This window comes from Dyadobacter sp. HNCC25DJ187 (assembly GCF_056895255.1).
On the sequence record NZ_JBXHAT010000002.1, the window covers coordinates 715,074 to 730,666 of the forward strand.

At 43.7% G+C, this 15,593-nt stretch carries 14 protein-coding genes; 6 read left to right on the top strand and 8 right to left on the bottom strand.

The window, feature by feature from the left end; all coding sequences use genetic code 11:
* From AC1XUE_RS13955 to AC1XUE_RS13965, 3 genes are all read right to left on the bottom strand, one after another.
* Positions 1-828, bottom strand: a complete 828-nt coding sequence (locus AC1XUE_RS13955; protein WP_483356592.1) for a HEAT repeat domain-containing protein — start codon at positions 826-828, stop codon at positions 1-3.
* Positions 825-1,340 carry an RNA polymerase sigma factor gene (locus tag AC1XUE_RS13960; RefSeq protein ID WP_483356593.1) on the bottom strand — a complete coding sequence of 172 codons (516 nt, stop codon included), beginning with the start codon at positions 1,338-1,340 and terminating at the stop codon, positions 825-827. Before AC1XUE_RS13960 ends, AC1XUE_RS13955 begins: the two co-directional genes overlap by 4 nt.
* Before the next feature lie 389 nt (positions 1,341-1,729).
* The gene (locus tag AC1XUE_RS13965; RefSeq protein ID WP_483356594.1) at positions 1,730-2,083 is read right to left on the bottom strand and encodes a winged helix-turn-helix transcriptional regulator; all 354 of its coding nucleotides are present in this window, start codon (positions 2,081-2,083) and stop codon (positions 1,730-1,732) included.
* Between the two features lie 103 nt (positions 2,084-2,186).
* Between AC1XUE_RS13965 and AC1XUE_RS13970 the strand changes: the two genes are divergently transcribed.
* Together AC1XUE_RS13970 and AC1XUE_RS13975 are read left to right on the top strand one after the other, a co-directional pair.
* Entirely contained in the window at positions 2,187-2,930 is a 744-nt protein-coding gene (locus AC1XUE_RS13970) for an SDR family oxidoreductase (RefSeq protein WP_483356595.1), read from the top strand.
* A gap of 203 nt (positions 2,931-3,133) precedes the next feature.
* The gene (locus AC1XUE_RS13975) at positions 3,134-3,583 is read left to right on the top strand and encodes an Hsp20/alpha crystallin family protein (protein ID WP_483356596.1); all 450 of its coding nucleotides are present in this window, start codon (positions 3,134-3,136) and stop codon (positions 3,581-3,583) included.
* A 260-nt stretch (positions 3,584-3,843) separates the two neighbouring features.
* Here the strand turns inward: AC1XUE_RS13975 and AC1XUE_RS13980 are convergent, their stop codons facing one another.
* Positions 3,844-4,026, bottom strand: a complete 183-nt coding sequence (locus tag AC1XUE_RS13980) for a hypothetical protein (protein ID WP_483356597.1) — start codon at positions 4,024-4,026, stop codon at positions 3,844-3,846.
* A 263-nt stretch (positions 4,027-4,289) separates the two neighbouring features.
* Here AC1XUE_RS13980 and glgX point away from each other — a divergent pair, with 263 nt between their 5' ends.
* Entirely contained in the window at positions 4,290-6,458 is a 2,169-nt protein-coding gene (gene glgX / locus AC1XUE_RS13985) for a glycogen debranching protein GlgX (RefSeq protein ID WP_483356598.1), read from the top strand.
* Between the two features lie 43 nt (positions 6,459-6,501).
* Positions 6,502-6,933, top strand: coding sequence for a response regulator (locus AC1XUE_RS13990; RefSeq protein WP_483356599.1), 432 nt, complete (start codon positions 6,502-6,504; stop codon positions 6,931-6,933).
* A 9-nt stretch (positions 6,934-6,942) separates the two neighbouring features.
* On the opposite strand, the gene AC1XUE_RS13995 is transcribed toward AC1XUE_RS13990, so the two are convergent.
* Complete coding sequence (locus AC1XUE_RS13995) at positions 6,943-7,398, bottom strand: response regulator (protein ID WP_483356600.1); 456 nt, start codon at positions 7,396-7,398, stop codon at positions 6,943-6,945.
* A gap of 333 nt (positions 7,399-7,731) precedes the next feature.
* On the opposite strand from AC1XUE_RS13995, the gene AC1XUE_RS14000 reads away from it, so the two are divergent.
* Positions 7,732-8,502 (top strand): DUF3050 domain-containing protein, encoded by a 771-nt coding sequence (locus tag AC1XUE_RS14000; protein WP_483356601.1) that lies wholly within the window; start codon positions 7,732-7,734, stop codon positions 8,500-8,502.
* A gap of 116 nt (positions 8,503-8,618) precedes the next feature.
* On the opposite strand, the gene AC1XUE_RS14005 is transcribed toward AC1XUE_RS14000, so the two are convergent.
* On the bottom strand, positions 8,619-8,828 hold the full coding sequence (locus AC1XUE_RS14005; RefSeq protein WP_483356602.1) for a hypothetical protein: 210 nt from the start codon (positions 8,826-8,828) through the stop codon (positions 8,619-8,621).
* A 334-nt stretch (positions 8,829-9,162) separates the two neighbouring features.
* Here AC1XUE_RS14005 and AC1XUE_RS14010 point away from each other — a divergent pair, with 334 nt between their 5' ends.
* Entirely contained in the window at positions 9,163-10,836 is a 1,674-nt protein-coding gene (locus tag AC1XUE_RS14010; RefSeq protein ID WP_483356603.1) for a sensor histidine kinase, read from the top strand.
* A 186-nt stretch (positions 10,837-11,022) separates the two neighbouring features.
* Here AC1XUE_RS14010 and AC1XUE_RS14015 read toward each other — a convergent pair whose 3' ends face one another.
* On the bottom strand, positions 11,023-12,435 hold the full coding sequence (locus AC1XUE_RS14015; RefSeq protein ID WP_483356604.1) for a TolC family protein: 1,413 nt from the start codon (positions 12,433-12,435) through the stop codon (positions 11,023-11,025).
* Positions 12,435-15,593, bottom strand: coding sequence for an efflux RND transporter permease subunit (locus tag AC1XUE_RS14020; protein WP_483356605.1), 3,159 nt, complete (start codon positions 15,591-15,593; stop codon positions 12,435-12,437). The genes AC1XUE_RS14015 and AC1XUE_RS14020 overlap by 1 nt, the downstream gene beginning before the upstream one ends.

A 15,593-nucleotide genomic window follows, 5' to 3' on the forward strand; every position in this document is an offset into this window, starting at 1 on the left:
TTAAATTTTAATATTTGCTCGAAACAAAACTTCATATGCCTGGTCACGTACCAAATCTAAATGTTTATCGTCCTGACTTAAATCCAACAGCTTCTGTTTGATTTTTAAGGCTTCATGTGAGGATAAACACGACAGCAATTCCATCTGTACAACGGGATCGTCCTGTTCTGCAACAGACTTTAACATGAATTCTTTTACCAACGATTGGCTTTCCTGTTTTTTTAGCACATCCAAAATAGCCAGGCGTACATTACTGCTTTCGTCAGTGCTCATTGCGTTGAACAACGTGCGCAGATCGCTGACAGATAATAAAGCATTTCTTTTCTGCAACATTAAAATTGCTGATAACCGGGTAGATGAACTTTCACTTTGCAATCCTCTACCCCAATCCTTCACTAAGATGTTGCTTTCGGCTATTTTTTTTTCAGAATTGATTTGGCACCTTTCCTTTATTCCCATCTGCATCGTTGCGGCTGCTTTCTTTTTCTCAGCATCCCTCAGAGCTAACACTACCGGCGAGTGAGTTGATTTTAACTCTTCTTTATCCGTTTCTTTGGAAGGGGTTGCCATCCTTTGTACCTTTTTACCTGCTACGACGCCTCTACTTTTTATATTATTTTCGAAAACAATGACATAGGTTATCCCAATAATTAGGATGGCAGCTGCCCACCAGTATTGCAACTTGATCCTCTTTGAGTGAGGAACTAAATCGGCCTGCTGCAATTTGAGCTTGGCCTGAAGTTTTTCGAGTATGTCCGAACCTGGCTGTAGGTCGTCGAAATAGTCCAGGTTGGCAGATACCATTTCTTTTAAGCTATCTTTTTTCATCTGATGCAATCTCTTTTAATAACCGACTGTATTTTCTTTTTGGCACGATGATATTGTGTACGCACTGTTGTCTGAGAAACACCCAGCATTTCAGCAATTTCTTCATGCGACAATCCTTCCACCACATATAGATTAACTACCGTCCGAAAACCATCCGGTAAGGATCTAATGGCTTTTTTCACTTCTTCCAGTTGAAACTCAAAAAAATCTTCGTCTTCTGGTTGCTCATCCGCGAGATTATCATGTATATTTTCAAAAACTAGCAGATGCTTATTGGCCCGCAAAAAATCAATGGATTTATTAACTGCGACACGTTTCGAAAAACCTCCAAAATGCTCAATCTTGCAACCTTTCATTATTTCCTGATAAAGCAACATAAACACTTCCTGTAACAGATCTTCTGCTTGCGCAAAATCAGGTACCAAACGCATGATTGAGTTGAAGACCGCCTTATTGTAACGGATGTATAACTCAGAAAAACATTCTGAACTGCCTTGCTGGCAAAACTTCATCAGTTCCTGATCAGTTAGATTTTTCGGTAGTAACAACGTATTCCAGTTTCTGTTTTTTAAGCCATCTGTCTTTCAGATCCTTTTTTATCTAAGGCGAAAGATGGTTTAAAATGTTGCACGAGTTCATAAAAAATTTTCGCCGTAATCCTTGAACGATACAACTACCAACCAAGTCATAGAAAGCACTCCTGAAATTGTAATGACTGGCTATGAAAAGGGCAGCAATGATCAATCACTGCCGATGTTGCAGCAGCAGACGGTACGATCAGCAGCTTGCAACAGAAGCTTATTTTAAGTATCTACAATTTTCGAAATTTTCAGGTCTTATAGCTGAAGCAATGAGCAAGCATACATTTAATGATCATGCTTATAGCAGCCACTAGCTCTTACTACGTTCCAATGATTTTTTTGCGGTGCGCTATACCCCATTCTGTCAGATTATTAATAATCGTTTTCAGAGACAGACCATGTTCGGTCAGTTCATATTGTACACTTATTGGCTGAGTATTCAAAACTGTCCGCTTGACAAGCTGGTTCATCTCCAGTTCCTTTAATTCTTTGCTGAGCATCTTATTGGAAATACCATCGACATCATGCAAAATATCGGAAAATCGTCTTTTGTTATAAAAGCAAATGGAAGAAATCACCGCTATCTTCCATTTGCCGTTAAGCACATCCATCGAATCCTGAACAGCTCTCATTTCTTGTTTATGCTCCTCTTGAAAGTCTGGTTTACATGTCATAAAGTTACTTTGTTACCTGAATGTTACTGTTACTTTTCGTAACAAAGTTACCAAAGTCAACAACCATAACCTAGTTTTGCATCTCAAACAAAAATCATTTATAATGGATTTCTTAAACAAAAATGTGGTCATTACCGGAGCAAGTACGGGAATCGGATTGGCAACTGCCCAAGCTTTCATCAATGCAGGTGCAAATGTGTGGATCACGGGTAGAAAAAAAGACAACCTGCAAAAAGCAGCCGCTCAGATCAATAGCCCAAGGCTTCAGACAGTTGTTTCAGATACTTCGGATCTGAAAGGCATCGAAATCCTGGAAAAAGCGATTATGCAGAGTGGAAGCAAGTTAGACGTACTTTTTCTTAATGCCGGTATCGCCGTTTTCGCGCCCATCGAACAGGTCTCAGAAGCCGATTTTGACGCACAGTTTAATACAAACGTGAAAGGTTACTTCTTTACCCTGCAAAAGTTGCTTCCGTATCTGGCAGACGGAGCGTCGGTCATATTTACCTCTTCGACAGTTGCAACGGCGGCAAACCTTGGAACCAGTGTATATTCGGCCACCAAGGGAGCTGTTAACAAAATTGCTCAGATTGCAGCCAACGAGCTGGCAGGAAGAAAGATCCGGGTAAACATTGTCAGCCCCGGTCCGGTAGAAACGCCAGGACTGGAAGGCGCTGTAGTTCAGGAAGCAAAACAGCATTTGGCCAACGCCACAGCAATGCAACGATTGGGTCATCCTGATGAAATAGCAAGAACAGTGTTGTTTCTAGCTTCAGCAGATGCAAGCTTTATTTCAGGAACAGAGCTGGTTGCTGACGGTGGATACACAACGTTTGCCCGTAAGTAATTATGAATGTGAAGTAGATTAACATTCTGCTTTCGTGTCTGACTACGGTTGGCAAAGTGGCAGAAAAATTGACAGTCTATCTGAAAATTTGTCTGTCGTTTTGGTGCTGGCATATCCTTTGTTTTTAGCTGAAACAGATGGCTAAAGATGTCATTTACAAGTTCATTTTATTTATTGTTTAACTTTTAAAAAGGAGGTTGATTATGTCACTCATCAGAAGGAAAGGGCTATTGCCCGAAAATTTCCCGGCGCTGTTCGACGATTTCTTTGGCCGCGAACTTTTCAACTGGGAAAACAGTAATTATTCACCGACCAGCACCACTGTGCCGTCGGTAAACATCAGGGAAACTGAAGGCAATTTTGAGGTTGAAATGGCTGCACCAGGTATGCAGAAAACAGACTTTAAAATTTCGCTGGAAGGTAATACCCTTTACATCTCCTCTCAAAAACAACACAGTGAAGAAAAAAAAGAGGAAGGTTATACCCGCAGGGAGTTTAGTTACCAGTCATTTCAGCGGAGCTTTGTACTTCCCAAAGATGTAGTTGACGACGAAGGGATTTCTGCCCGCTATGAAAATGGGCTGTTACATCTTACCATACCCAAGAGAGAAGAAGCCCGGCAAAAGGGGCCAAGATTAATTGAGATTATGTAGTAAATCGTGAGGGCTTCGCTGAAGCCCTCACGATTTCTTTGTATCGTTATCAAAAAGTGGTGGAGACCTTACTCAAAAAGGGAAAACAAAATCTTCACACATCTATAAAATGTAGTGATTATTACTTTTATCTCGCGAATGAGAAACATTGCCGCACAATGAGTCCTTAAAGGGAAAAAATGCATGGCCCCTCGATTTAAAATCCGGCTATACCTTACTGGATGTCCCCCGAAACCGTGATAGCATAGCCAAGGACTGTGCTACAACAGCTTTCTGATCTCCTTAATAGATTCCAGTACATCTTTAAAAGTCCCACCCTTTAAGTGCAACCTTGTCTTGTTGCTGCGACTGTCGTTGTCCAGATTTTCCATCGCAATAATCTGATCGCTCCGAATCTGAAGCTTATTGCTACTGTGGTCACTTGTAATCATTAAGGTACCCATAAGTCAAGATGTTTAGTGCCAAGTTGAGCAGTGATGCAAATTGCTGATTATGAGTAAATATACCAATATCCTAGCAGACTTCACCACCTTTTCACAACAAATAGTTGTAAACAAAAACCTGCTGCCTTGGCACGCTTTTATATAACCTGGCCGACTACTACCATTGATAATTATCAATGGATAGCATTTTAGCCATGGGCATATTTATGTTATTTTAAAAATCCTTGTTACCTCATCTTTACACTAAATCTATTTCAGCATTTATGCAAGATCTTATAGAAAATGAAGTCGTTCGAAAAGGGCATTCCCATCAGCTGACCGTATATCCTGGTAGTCCCTACCCACTGGGTGCAACCTGGGACGGTAATGGGGTGAACTTTGCCGTCTTCTCTGAAAATGCGCAGCGGATGGAGTTATGCCTGTTTGCATCCGAGCAGGATGATCATGAGGACGTGATCAAAATCGAAGAAGTATCTCATAATGTATGGCATGTCTATGTGAAGGGTATTGGTCCGGGTCAGATGTATGGCTACCGCGCTTATGGTCCGTATGAGCCACACTACGGTCACCGTTTCAATCCTAACAAGTTGTTGATTGACCCTTATGGCAAAGCTGTATCCGGCACCATCAAATGGGACGATGCATTGTTTGCCTATCAGTTGGGTGATCACCAGCAGGACTTAAGTTTCAGCGACGTAGACAGCGGACCGTTTATACCTAAATCAGTGGTGATTGATAATGATTTCGACTGGGAAGATGACTGCCCTCCCAAAATCCCTTACAACGATACGATTATTTATGAAGCGCATGTCAAGGGCCTAACCAAACTCCATAAAGATATTCCTGAGCAGCTACGTGGAAGCTTCGCCGGCCTTGCCCACCCGTCCATGATCGCATATCTGAAAGATCTGGGTATCACAGCTATTGAATTGTTACCTGTACATCATTATGTTGCAGACCGGCACCTGGTTGAAAAGGGCCTGACCAATTATTGGGGCTATAATACGCTCAACTTCTTTTCTCCTGATGTTCGATACAGCAGTAGCGGATCACACGGCGGCCAGGTCAATGAATTTAAAAATATGGTCAAGCAGATGCATAGGGCCGGTATCGAGGTTATCCTTGACGTGGTGTACAACCACACTGCAGAAGGAAACCACCTGGGGCCGACACTCTCTTTCAAAGGCTTGGACAATGCATCTTATTACCGTTTAGTTCATGACGACCCACGGTACTACATGGATTACACCGGGACCGGAAACACGGTTAATGCAAGGCTACCATTTGCATTAGGCATGATCATGGATAGTCTCAGGTATTGGATAACCGAAATGCACGTAGATGGTTTTCGGTTTGATCTGGCTTCAGCACTTGTCAGGACATTGCATGAAACAGATACACTGAGCGCCTTTTTCAGTATCATCCATCAGGATCCCATTATTTCACAGGTCAAATTGATAGCCGAACCCTGGGACATCGGAATGGATGGTTATATGGTTGGCCAGTTTCCGGGCGGTTGGGCAGAATGGAACGGAATGTATCGCGACTGCGTGCGTGACTACTGGCGCGGGGCAGATAGTAAACTGGCTGAATTTGCCCAACGCTTTACGGGTAGCGCGGATCTGTATCAGGGAGGCTACCGTAGGCCAACTGCCAGTATCAACCTGATCACCGCGCATGATGGGTTTACGCTTCACGATCTGGTCAGCTACAATGAAAAGCACAACGAGCCTAATGGGGAAGACAATCGTGACGGCGCCAATGATAACAACAGCTGGAACTGCGGGGTTGAAGGCCCGACTGATGATGCTGAAATACGTGCGTTAAGAGACAAGCAAAAGCGGAACATGCTGACAACCTTATTTTTATCCCAGGGAGTGCCCATGCTGGTAGCGGGAGACGAATTTGGACGCACGCAGCAGGGAAATAATAATGCTTACTGTCAGGATAACGAAGTCTCGTGGCTGGATTGGGAAGCGGCCGATCAGGAGTTATTGGAATTTACCAAGGGGATCATCCGCTTCTGTAAGGAGCATCCCACCTTCAGAAGAAGGAGGTGGTTTCAGGGAAGAGCTATCAAAGGCTCCGATGTACATGATATTATGTGGTTTCTGCCGGAGGGAACTCAGATGACAGAAGAAAATTGGGCGCATGGTTTTGCGAAATCGCTGGGCGTCTATCTGGACGGTAACGGGATCAAAGATGTAGACTATCAATCGCGCAAAATAGTGGATGACACATTTTACATCATCTTCAATGCACATTACCAGCCGCTTGACTATACGTTACCATTAGCTCAGAGTGGCGGGAGCTGGTGTAAGGTCATCGATACAAGCAGTGGATTTATTGGAGAGGACAGTCAGCAATATCAATCCGGCCATTCCGTACAGGTCGATGCCCGGTCAGTTACCGTCATGAAATTCAGCACCTGATTAGTCCGCTAAAATAAGCCTTACCAACTTTCCTTCTGACAACATGGGATATACTACTGAAAAACAAATGGGAAATAGCCTTAAACTGGTCATGATAGACGATGACTCCGAAGATCACCAGATCTTTGAAATCATTATGAAAGAAATAAAGGGGACATTTGAGATTGTCCACTTCGAGGACTGCGAACAGGCAATTTCACATTACGCTACGCCAGGTGCAGATCAGCCACATATGGTTTTTGTTGACATCAATCTGCCCAGAATTAACGGAACAGAATGTATCAACAAACTGCAGACACTGCGCAGATTCGATCACCCGAAAATTGTTATTTATTCATCGTCCATTCAAGAACATCTGATAGAAGATCTTCGGCTAGCCGGGGTGGACGATTTTTTAGAAAAAACCGGATCACTTGACGTCCTGAAAGAAAAACTGACCACGTTATTGTCCGATACTCAGCATATCAAAAGATAGCCTGAATGATTAACTGGTAAGTGCCTGATTTGTGCCTGTGCCCGGCAGATTATTCGGATGCAGGCACAACCTCCAGTAGCTTACAATGCATCTTATACTCTCTTTAAGTTCTTCAAAGCCATCGGACTTTTTATAAAAACCCTGAACCGTACCTCTGTACGCTTTTCTTACGAGAGCTTCATTACCTGAAGTACTTAAAAAGATAAATGGTATGGATTTATTTCTCAGATAAGGATCTGTTTCAATAAGGTCTCTGAGTTCGAGGCCATTCATAACAGGCATGTTGATGTCGCAAAGTATGAGAAAGGGTTTATGTTCTGTTACCAAAAAATAATCGTACGCATCTTTGCCGTTATAGAAACTTATACATTGGTTGTCTATCTCCAGCTCTGCCAGACAACTCTTTATCAAATATTGATCGTCTTCGTCATCTTCTATAATGATGATTGGGCCTGATTTCGACATAAGTAATTTCTTTGTTGGAAACCAAAGGTATCACTATTTAATACATTCTCTATGGCTGGCAGCTCGTACAGTGTATCTTGGAATAGTATCCCTGACAACTAATACAAGCACACATCAGTCTGACATTTCAGGATACAACACAGCCAAATACCGCAGTACTGATGCCAGAACAGATCAGATCTTTTGATACCCGCAAGAAAAAAGGTGTGACTAGCTATGCAGATTTTTATCAGTTTTGATATTACCTCACAAATCAACAAAATAGCTAACTAATGATCCTGGAGTCTGGCTTTGAACGTATATTTGAAAATTAAAAATAATAGTTATTGCCGAATGAACAGGATACAAACGCTTAGAGATAACACATCAGAGTTAAGAAAGCAGCTCACTACCCACCCATTATACACGCAGATCCAGAGCCTTGAAGATCTGAAAACTTTCATGGAAGCGCATATTTTTGCGGTATGGGATTTTATGTCATTACTTAAAGCCCTTCAGCAAAAACTTACCTGCACTGCTGTTCCCTGGATGCCAGTAGGCCATGCACAGACGCGGTATTTGATCAATGAGATTGTGACAGGCGAAGAAAGCGATATAGACCAGCATGGGGAGCGCTGCAGTCATTTTGAGCTTTATTTAAACGCCATGACACAATCTGGATGCAGCCTGAATCAAATCAATTCTTTCTGCGAATCCGTCAGGTCAGGCACAGCTGTCGGGCAGGCACTTTCGTCTGCTGGTGTTGCTGCGCATGTTACAGAATTTGTCAATCATACCTTCTCGGTAATTAGCCAGGATAAAGCGCATGTATCGGCAGCCGTTTTCACTTTTGGCAGAGAAGACCTTATTCCGGATATGTTTCTATCTTTCGTAAAAGAGCTTCATGCTCAAAAACCTCAGCAAACCGACATTTTCAAGTACTATCTGGAAAGACATATTGAGGTAGACGGTGAGCATCACTCGCAACTCGCCTATCAAATGACAAGCTCTCTTTGCGGGGAAGATGAAATCAAATGGGAAGAGGCCACTCTTGCGGTTATTGAATCGCTTCAGAAACGTATTCAATTATGGGATGGTATTGCAAAGTCGATTCAATCTAACTGATATTTTGATCCAGCTTTTACACAGAAATAACTAGGCTTCCACAAGCTGCCTGAGGCGGGTCTGATAGGCCTGCAAGTAATTTTGTTTGGTTACTTCGTCCAGGAAAGACACAGAGATTACTGCTCAACTTGATCGGACCCGCTGAGCATACGTGAGACTATTCCGGCAAATACTTTTGAGTTGATTCCTGCTATCTCAGCCAGTAAGGCAAATTGCTGCATCACCTTACCCCGGCCCAGTGTTTTGGATAAAAGGCCGTCGTCCAATGCAAAGTTTTTATCGCGGATATGTATGCGGCTGTTGAGCAAATCATAGGTTGGACTCAAACGTTAGTCGTTCGGTTTGGAGCAATGAGAAGTTTTTGATGAGAGATAGATATCCTAAAATAGGCGGTAAAATCTTTCATTCCTGATACTTATAGTCAAACATCCATCATCGAATTACATTGCAAAAATGATCCTGTCCGTATCCAATAACAGCCGTACAAGTTTGATTCAAAGGCATTTGCAGACTAGCAGATCAATCTCGGTTGTTGTGGCTTAATGTTAATTATTGGTCACACATCTTTCCTGTCTGGATTATGTAACCAACATTAGCAAAAATTGTATCTTTAAAGGCAGAAATGAAATCTTTCATTTTGTAACATAATACTTCTACGCATTGGATAAGCAAAGCCTCGGCACAGAAGCCAGTTTTTTAGTAAATGCAGGCGAAATGGGTCAACTGATCCTTCTTCATGACTGGGATAAATCTTCATTAGGACCTATCAGATCATGGCCTGCCAGTTTAAAAACAACATTAGGCATCGTGCTTCATTCTGCTTTTCCCATGTTTGTCTTTTGGGGGCCGGATAAAATCTGCTTCTATAATGACCCCTACCGGCCTAGTTTGGGAACAACAGGCAAACATCCTGCAATAGGAAAGCCTGCGATCGAAGTCTGGCCGGAAGTCTGGGAAGTAACTGCTGCCTTGATAGACGATGTATATACTACAGGTACATCTTCCTGGTTCGAGAACAGATTAATACCCATAGAAAGGAATGGCCGAATGGAAGACGTTTACTGGACATTTAGTCATAGCCCGATATTTGGAGAACATGGTAAGATTGAGGGTGTACTGGTTACATCACTGGAAACAACTTCTGCGGTATTAGCGAAAAAAACGGTTGAAGAGTCGGTACTCAAACGAACAGAAGAACTGAGTCAAGCCAATAGTTCCGTCCTGCGGGCAAACAAATACCTGCAGGATATTATCAATTCATTTAAACAACCCCTGCAGGTACTCTCGCCAGTCTACGAAGAAGATAAAATTGTTGATTTTCGTTTTAAACTGACAAACCAGGCTTACGCGTCCTATTCTGACACTACTCCACAACAAATCACTGGCCGCAAAGTAAGTGATATATTTCCCGGATATTTAAAAACTACAAGTTTCAGTAATGTAGTTGAGACCTATCTCTCCGGACAATCTAACACCTGGATGATTCATTACGACCAGGATGGCTTGGATTTATACAATGAAATGACAGCGATTAAAATGGGAGAAGAGGTCATTCTACATTTTGCAGATTATACTAAGCTGAAGTATCTCGAATTTGAATTACTCGACAAGATCACAGATCTGGAAAAATCCAATCAGAATCTGGAAGCCTTTGCGCATGCTGCTTCGCACGATTTAAAGGAGCCGTTACGGAAAATCCAGATGTTTGCTAACATGATACAGGATCAACTCGGAGAAGAATTGTCTGAACAAAACATACTGATGTTCTCCAGGATCATATCCGCAGCCGAGCGGATGGGCAAATTGATCGATGACTTATTACAGTATTCTCAGTTAAGCCTGGTCCCGCCTTCCAAAGAAAAAGTTGATCTGAATGAGAATGTACGTCAGGTGCTGGAAGACCTGGAAATTCACATCCGGGAAAGCAATGCATCCTTCATTTTTAACAATCTACCTGTTATCAGTGGCTATAAAAGGCAGCTTTATCAAATGTTTCTTAATCTGATAAGCAATTCCCTGAAATACAGAGATCCTGAAATCCCTTTAAATATCGAAATTTCTGCGTTTCCACACCTTGAAAATGGAATCCAATATTACCAGTTACAGGTACGGGATAATGGCTTAGGTTTTGAACAGGAATTCGCCGATAGTATTTTCCAGCTTTTCACAAGGCTACAAAACAGCAGTATGCAATCCGGCAGCGGCATAGGTCTGTCTACCGTTAAACGGGTTGTCGATAATCATAAAGGAATCATTAAAGCGGAAAGTCAACCAGGTAACGGTGCAATATTTAGTATTTATCTGCCCAATGAACAGATTGAAATGGTGATGTAGAATTCCCCTTTTCAGGTAAGTGTCAACAACATGAGAACCTCATGTGCAGCCAGACCAGCGTGATGAATAAGGCTTCAGAGTTGTTCTTAAAAATCCGGTTACCTTATCTGCTTATAAGCATCATGACCTGACTGCACAATAGAGGTTCAAAGCATTGTTTTTATAGTCCACTCGTTAAAACGTCCGTCAATTCACACCACCACCCAAGGTCCGGTACAGATCTGTGACTGCATTGAGTTTTTCAAGTTGAATGCTGATTGCTTCCAGATCATTTTGCAACCGGCTGTTTTGTGCCGTGATCACTTCAAGATATGTCGCCATGCCACTTTTGTAGAGCTTCTGGGCGTCCTCAGTAGCTTTGTTGAGCATAGCTGTCTTTTGCCCGACCAGTTCCAGTCGCTGCGAAGCACCATTGGATCTGGCCATTGCGTCCGAAACTTCGCCAACAGCCACCATCAGGGTTTGCCGAAATTGTATTACCGCTTTTTGCTGTTCTATAACTGCTGTCTCATAAGCCGTGCGCAACGCACGTTTCCGGAAAATGGGCTGCGTCAGGTTTACCGCTATGGTTTTCGCCATTGATCCGGGAAGATTAAACCACTGGTTAAATTTAAATGAATTGGCCCCGATCTGAGGTGTGAGACTAAAGGCCGGATACATGGCCGCTTTGGTCAGCCCCGCTGCCGCGTTCGCGCTGACCACCGCATACTCCGCCGCTTTTACATCAGGGCGGCGGCTGAGCAACTGTGCAGGAACAGCAGCTGCAAATTGATCTTCCGGCATCACATCCCTTAGATCGCCTGCACGTGCGATACTGTCAGGATAATGACCGCATAAAATACTTAGCGCATTTTCCTGAACTGCAATATTCTGTAATGCTAAGGGCACCAGCAGTTCTGCCGTCTTCTTTTGCGCTTCTGCCTGATCTACCGCCAACGAAGTAATTTGTCCGGCCGTGTACTGTAAATGCATCATATGCAGTGTACTATCACTCAATGCAATGTTACGCCGGGCAATGATCAGCTGTTCGTCCAGCGTGATCAGGTTGTAATAGGCCTGAGCAACCTGACTGATGATTCTTGTTTTGAGCGCCGAAAGATTTTCCCTTTGTCCAAAATAATTGGCTATGGCTGCTTCCTTTTGCATTTTTGCCTTTCCCCAGATATCCACTTCCCACGAAAGCTGAAAGGTAGCATCATAGTTATCCATATAGGATGTACCGACAAACTGCTCACTTAAAGAACCGTTTAAAGAGTTCCGGGACAGGTAGGCGCGGTTGGCACCGACGGTGAAATCCAATGTGGGAAGTAGTCCCAACCTAGCCTGTTTTACAGCGAGATCCAGCTGCTCTATATTTTTCACGGCAATTGATACATCGTTGTTTTTGTCCAACGCCTTTTCAATAAGACCCACCAGTTGCGGCTCCCGGAAAAAAGTCCGCCAGGGCAGCTGGACGGTGTCCGCCGTCACCATCATGGTAGCACGGAATTGTTCCGGCACCTGCAGGTCGGCACGCTTGTACTTTTTACCCACGGTACAAGCCGCCAGACTACCAGCCAATAGTAAGGCTATAACTATATTTTTATTTATTGCTATCATTATTGCTCAGTTACCGGATGAAGAACTTCTTTGTTTGTCCCAGCTATTTTTTCTTGCAGGAATTGGAACAGGATGTAGAGCAACGGGATTACAAATATTCCCAGTACTACACCGCTCAACATCCCCATAGCCGCACCCGTGCTGATAGACCTGTTTCCGGACGCGGAACCTCCCGTAGCTACCATGAGCGGGATCATCCCGACAATGAAAGCCAGCGAGGTCATAATGATTGGCCGAAGCCTGGACCTGGCACCTTCAATAGCAGAGTCCACAATCGACAGCCCGGCCGCACGCCTCTGAACAGCAAACTCAACGATCAGGATCGCATTTTTAGCCAGCAGACCTACCAGCATAATCAGGCCGACCTGTACATATATATTATTATCTAGCCCAATAGCCTTGGTAGCAGCAAATGAGCCGACTATACCGGTCGGGATCGAAAGCATTACAGCGAACGGGATCAGATAACTTTCGAATTGGGCTGCCAGAAGAAAATAAACAAACAACAAACACAATGCGAGAATGAACATCGTCTGATTGCCTGATGATTTTTCTTCAAGACTCAACCCTGTCCACTCATAGCCATAATCAGAAGGCAGTTTTTCAAACACATTTTTTTCCAGATTTTCCATCATGTCTCCATTGCTGACTCCCGGAACCGCCACCACGGTAATGTTTACTGCATTGAACAGGTTGTACCGGTCTACAGATTCGGGTCCATACACTTTATGTAATCTGATCAGGGATTTGACAGGTACCATCTGATTTTGGTCATTACGAACAAAAATCTCATTGAAAGCCTGCTGGTCCATTCTGAAAACGCCATCCGCCTTCACATTCACCCGGTAAAATTTACCAAAACGGGTAAAGTTCAAACTCTGATCGCCGGAGAAATACGTTTGTATCGCGCCCATCATACCGCTAACACTCACACCCATTTGCTGCGCTTTTTCATTATCAACTTCCATTTCCAGCTGTGGAAAATCAGTGCGGAACGTGGTGTAGGCAAACTGCACACCGGGCTGCTGCATAATCTGGCCAATTACCTTGTCAGACATGGCCTTCAGTGCTGTGGCATCCTTACCGGTTTTATCCTGTAACACCACTTCTGCACCGCTCGTAATTCCATAACCTTCCACAGGCGGACTTCTGAAAGCCATAATCGTCCCTTCTTTTACAGTGGCAAACTGAGCGGTCATATTGCCCAGGATAACATCAATATCCTTTACAGCACCACGATCTTTTTTATCTTTCAATTTAATAAAGCCTACTCCGTAGGCCGGACTTGCACTGTTGGACAGAATATTAAAACCTGTAATGATTGAACTTGTCTGTACAGCCTCGTTTGCCGAGAGTATTTTTTCTATTTTATCAGCAGCTGCTGTAGTGCGGTCCAGTGCTGTGCCCGGAGGCATGCTCAAACTGAATATGACGAAACTATCATCTTCCATCGGAACAAAACTTCTGGGCGTGCTCATCATCAGCCATCCGGCAATACCCGTGATCAGTATGATCAGGCCTGCCCCCAGCCATTTACGTTTGATCAAAAATTTTAATCCATTGATGTACTTGCCGGTGAGATTGTCGAAACCGGCATTAAATGCGGTTGCAAAGCGCTTTCCGAAACCTTTGGAGTCTGCTTTTTCACCGTGTCCTTCTGCATGTGTATTTTTCAAAAGTAACGCACACAAAGCGGGTGTCAAAGTCAAAGCGTTGACCGCTGAAATGATGATGGCAATCGCCAATGTGTAAGCGAACTGTTTGTAAAAAATACCTGAAGAGCCTGTCATAAATCCTATGGGAATAAAAACCGCTGACATGACCAGCGTAATCGAAATCACTGCGCCGGTAATCTCGCTCATCGCACTATGGGTGGCCTGACGGCCGGTCATCTTCGAGCCTTCCATTTTACTATGGACCGCCTCGACGACGACAATGGCATCATCGACTACAATACCAATCGCCAGCACCAGTGCAAAGAGTGTAAGTACGTTGATCGTGAACCCCAACACCAGCAGGAAAAAGAAAGTACCAATAATGGCGACGGGAACAGCAATGGCCGGAATAATGGTGGAACGGAAATCCTGCAAAAAGACAAAGACCACAATGAACACAAGAATAAAGGCTTCGATCAAAGTCGATTTTACCTGACTCGTTGCTTCATCCAGACGCTCCTTGGTGCTCATCAGACTTGTATACTTAACACCCGGAGGAAAAGATTTGGAGGCCTTTGCCAATACATCCTGTACACCAATTTCGATTTCGTTTGCATTCGAACCTGTGGTTTGCAGGATCGCAATGGTAACGGCATTTTTCCCGTTAGAAGTCGTATTGCCACCATAGTTCAAAGATCCGAACTCGATCCTTGCTACATCTTTTAACCGCACCAGGTCAGCCCCGTTTCGTTTTACGACGATATTTTCATATTCCGAAGTCTGGTTTTTTTTGCCTTTGTAACGCATCACATATTCCAATGCCGCGTCGGACTCCTGGCCCAGTTTACCCGGCGCTGATTCTAAACTCTGATCGGCAATGGCCTGGTTTACATCCGCAGGGACTAATCCGTAGCTCGCCATTTTTTGCGGATTGAGCCACACACGCATGGAGTAATCCTTCGCCCCGAACGACTGCGCCTGCCCTACCCCAGGCACCCGTTTGATCTGCGGAACAAGATTGATATTGACATAATTTTGCAAAAAAAGCTCATCGTATTTACTATTATCAGTTGTAAACACATTGAAGATCATGATCATACTGTTTTGCTGCTTGGAAGTAGTCAGTCCCATTTGAATTACTTCCTGCGGCAATATCGGCGTGGCCTGCTGCACGCGGTTCTGCACATTCACAGCCGCCTGATCCGGATTTACGCCTTGCTTGAATATGACGGTAATGGAAAAAGAACCATCATTACTTGCAGTGGATTTAATATACTGCATATTCTCCACTCCATTAATCTGCTCTTCCAGAGGTGTTACCACTGATCGTATGACGGCCTCACTGTTACCACCGGGGTAGCTCCCGGTAACCATCACAGTCGGTGGCGAAATGTCAGGAAATCTTGTAACAGGCAGACGCATCAAACCCAGTACACCCAACATAAGCAGCACCACGGAGATTACCGTGGCCGTTACGGGCTTATCTATTATATTTTTTAACAT

Bases quoted from the DNA above. Each gene is read 5' to 3' on its own strand.
- AC1XUE_RS13955 (WP_483356592.1), bottom strand. From the start codon at position 828: ATGAAAAAAGATAGCTTAAAAGAAATGGTATCTGCCAACCTGGACTAT.
- AC1XUE_RS13960 (WP_483356593.1), bottom strand. From the start codon at position 1,340: ATGAAGTTTTGCCAGCAAGGCAGTTCAGAATGTTTTTCTGAGTTATAC.
- AC1XUE_RS13965 (WP_483356594.1), bottom strand. From the start codon at position 2,083: ATGACATGTAAACCAGACTTTCAAGAGGAGCATAAACAAGAAATGAGA.
- AC1XUE_RS13970 (WP_483356595.1), top strand. From the start codon at position 2,187: ATGGATTTCTTAAACAAAAATGTGGTCATTACCGGAGCAAGTACGGGA.
- AC1XUE_RS13975 (WP_483356596.1), top strand. From the start codon at position 3,134: ATGTCACTCATCAGAAGGAAAGGGCTATTGCCCGAAAATTTCCCGGCG.
- AC1XUE_RS13980 (WP_483356597.1), bottom strand. From the start codon at position 4,026: ATGGGTACCTTAATGATTACAAGTGACCACAGTAGCAATAAGCTTCAG.
- glgX (WP_483356598.1), top strand. From the start codon at position 4,290: ATGCAAGATCTTATAGAAAATGAAGTCGTTCGAAAAGGGCATTCCCAT.
- AC1XUE_RS13990 (WP_483356599.1), top strand. From the start codon at position 6,502: ATGGGATATACTACTGAAAAACAAATGGGAAATAGCCTTAAACTGGTC.
- AC1XUE_RS13995 (WP_483356600.1), bottom strand. From the start codon at position 7,398: ATGTCGAAATCAGGCCCAATCATCATTATAGAAGATGACGAAGACGAT.
- AC1XUE_RS14000 (WP_483356601.1), top strand. From the start codon at position 7,732: ATGAACAGGATACAAACGCTTAGAGATAACACATCAGAGTTAAGAAAG.
- AC1XUE_RS14015 (WP_483356604.1), bottom strand. From the start codon at position 12,435: ATGATAGCAATAAATAAAAATATAGTTATAGCCTTACTATTGGCTGGT.
- AC1XUE_RS14020 (WP_483356605.1), bottom strand. From the start codon at position 15,593: ATGTTAAAAAATATAATAGATAAGCCCGTAACGGCCACGGTAATCTCC.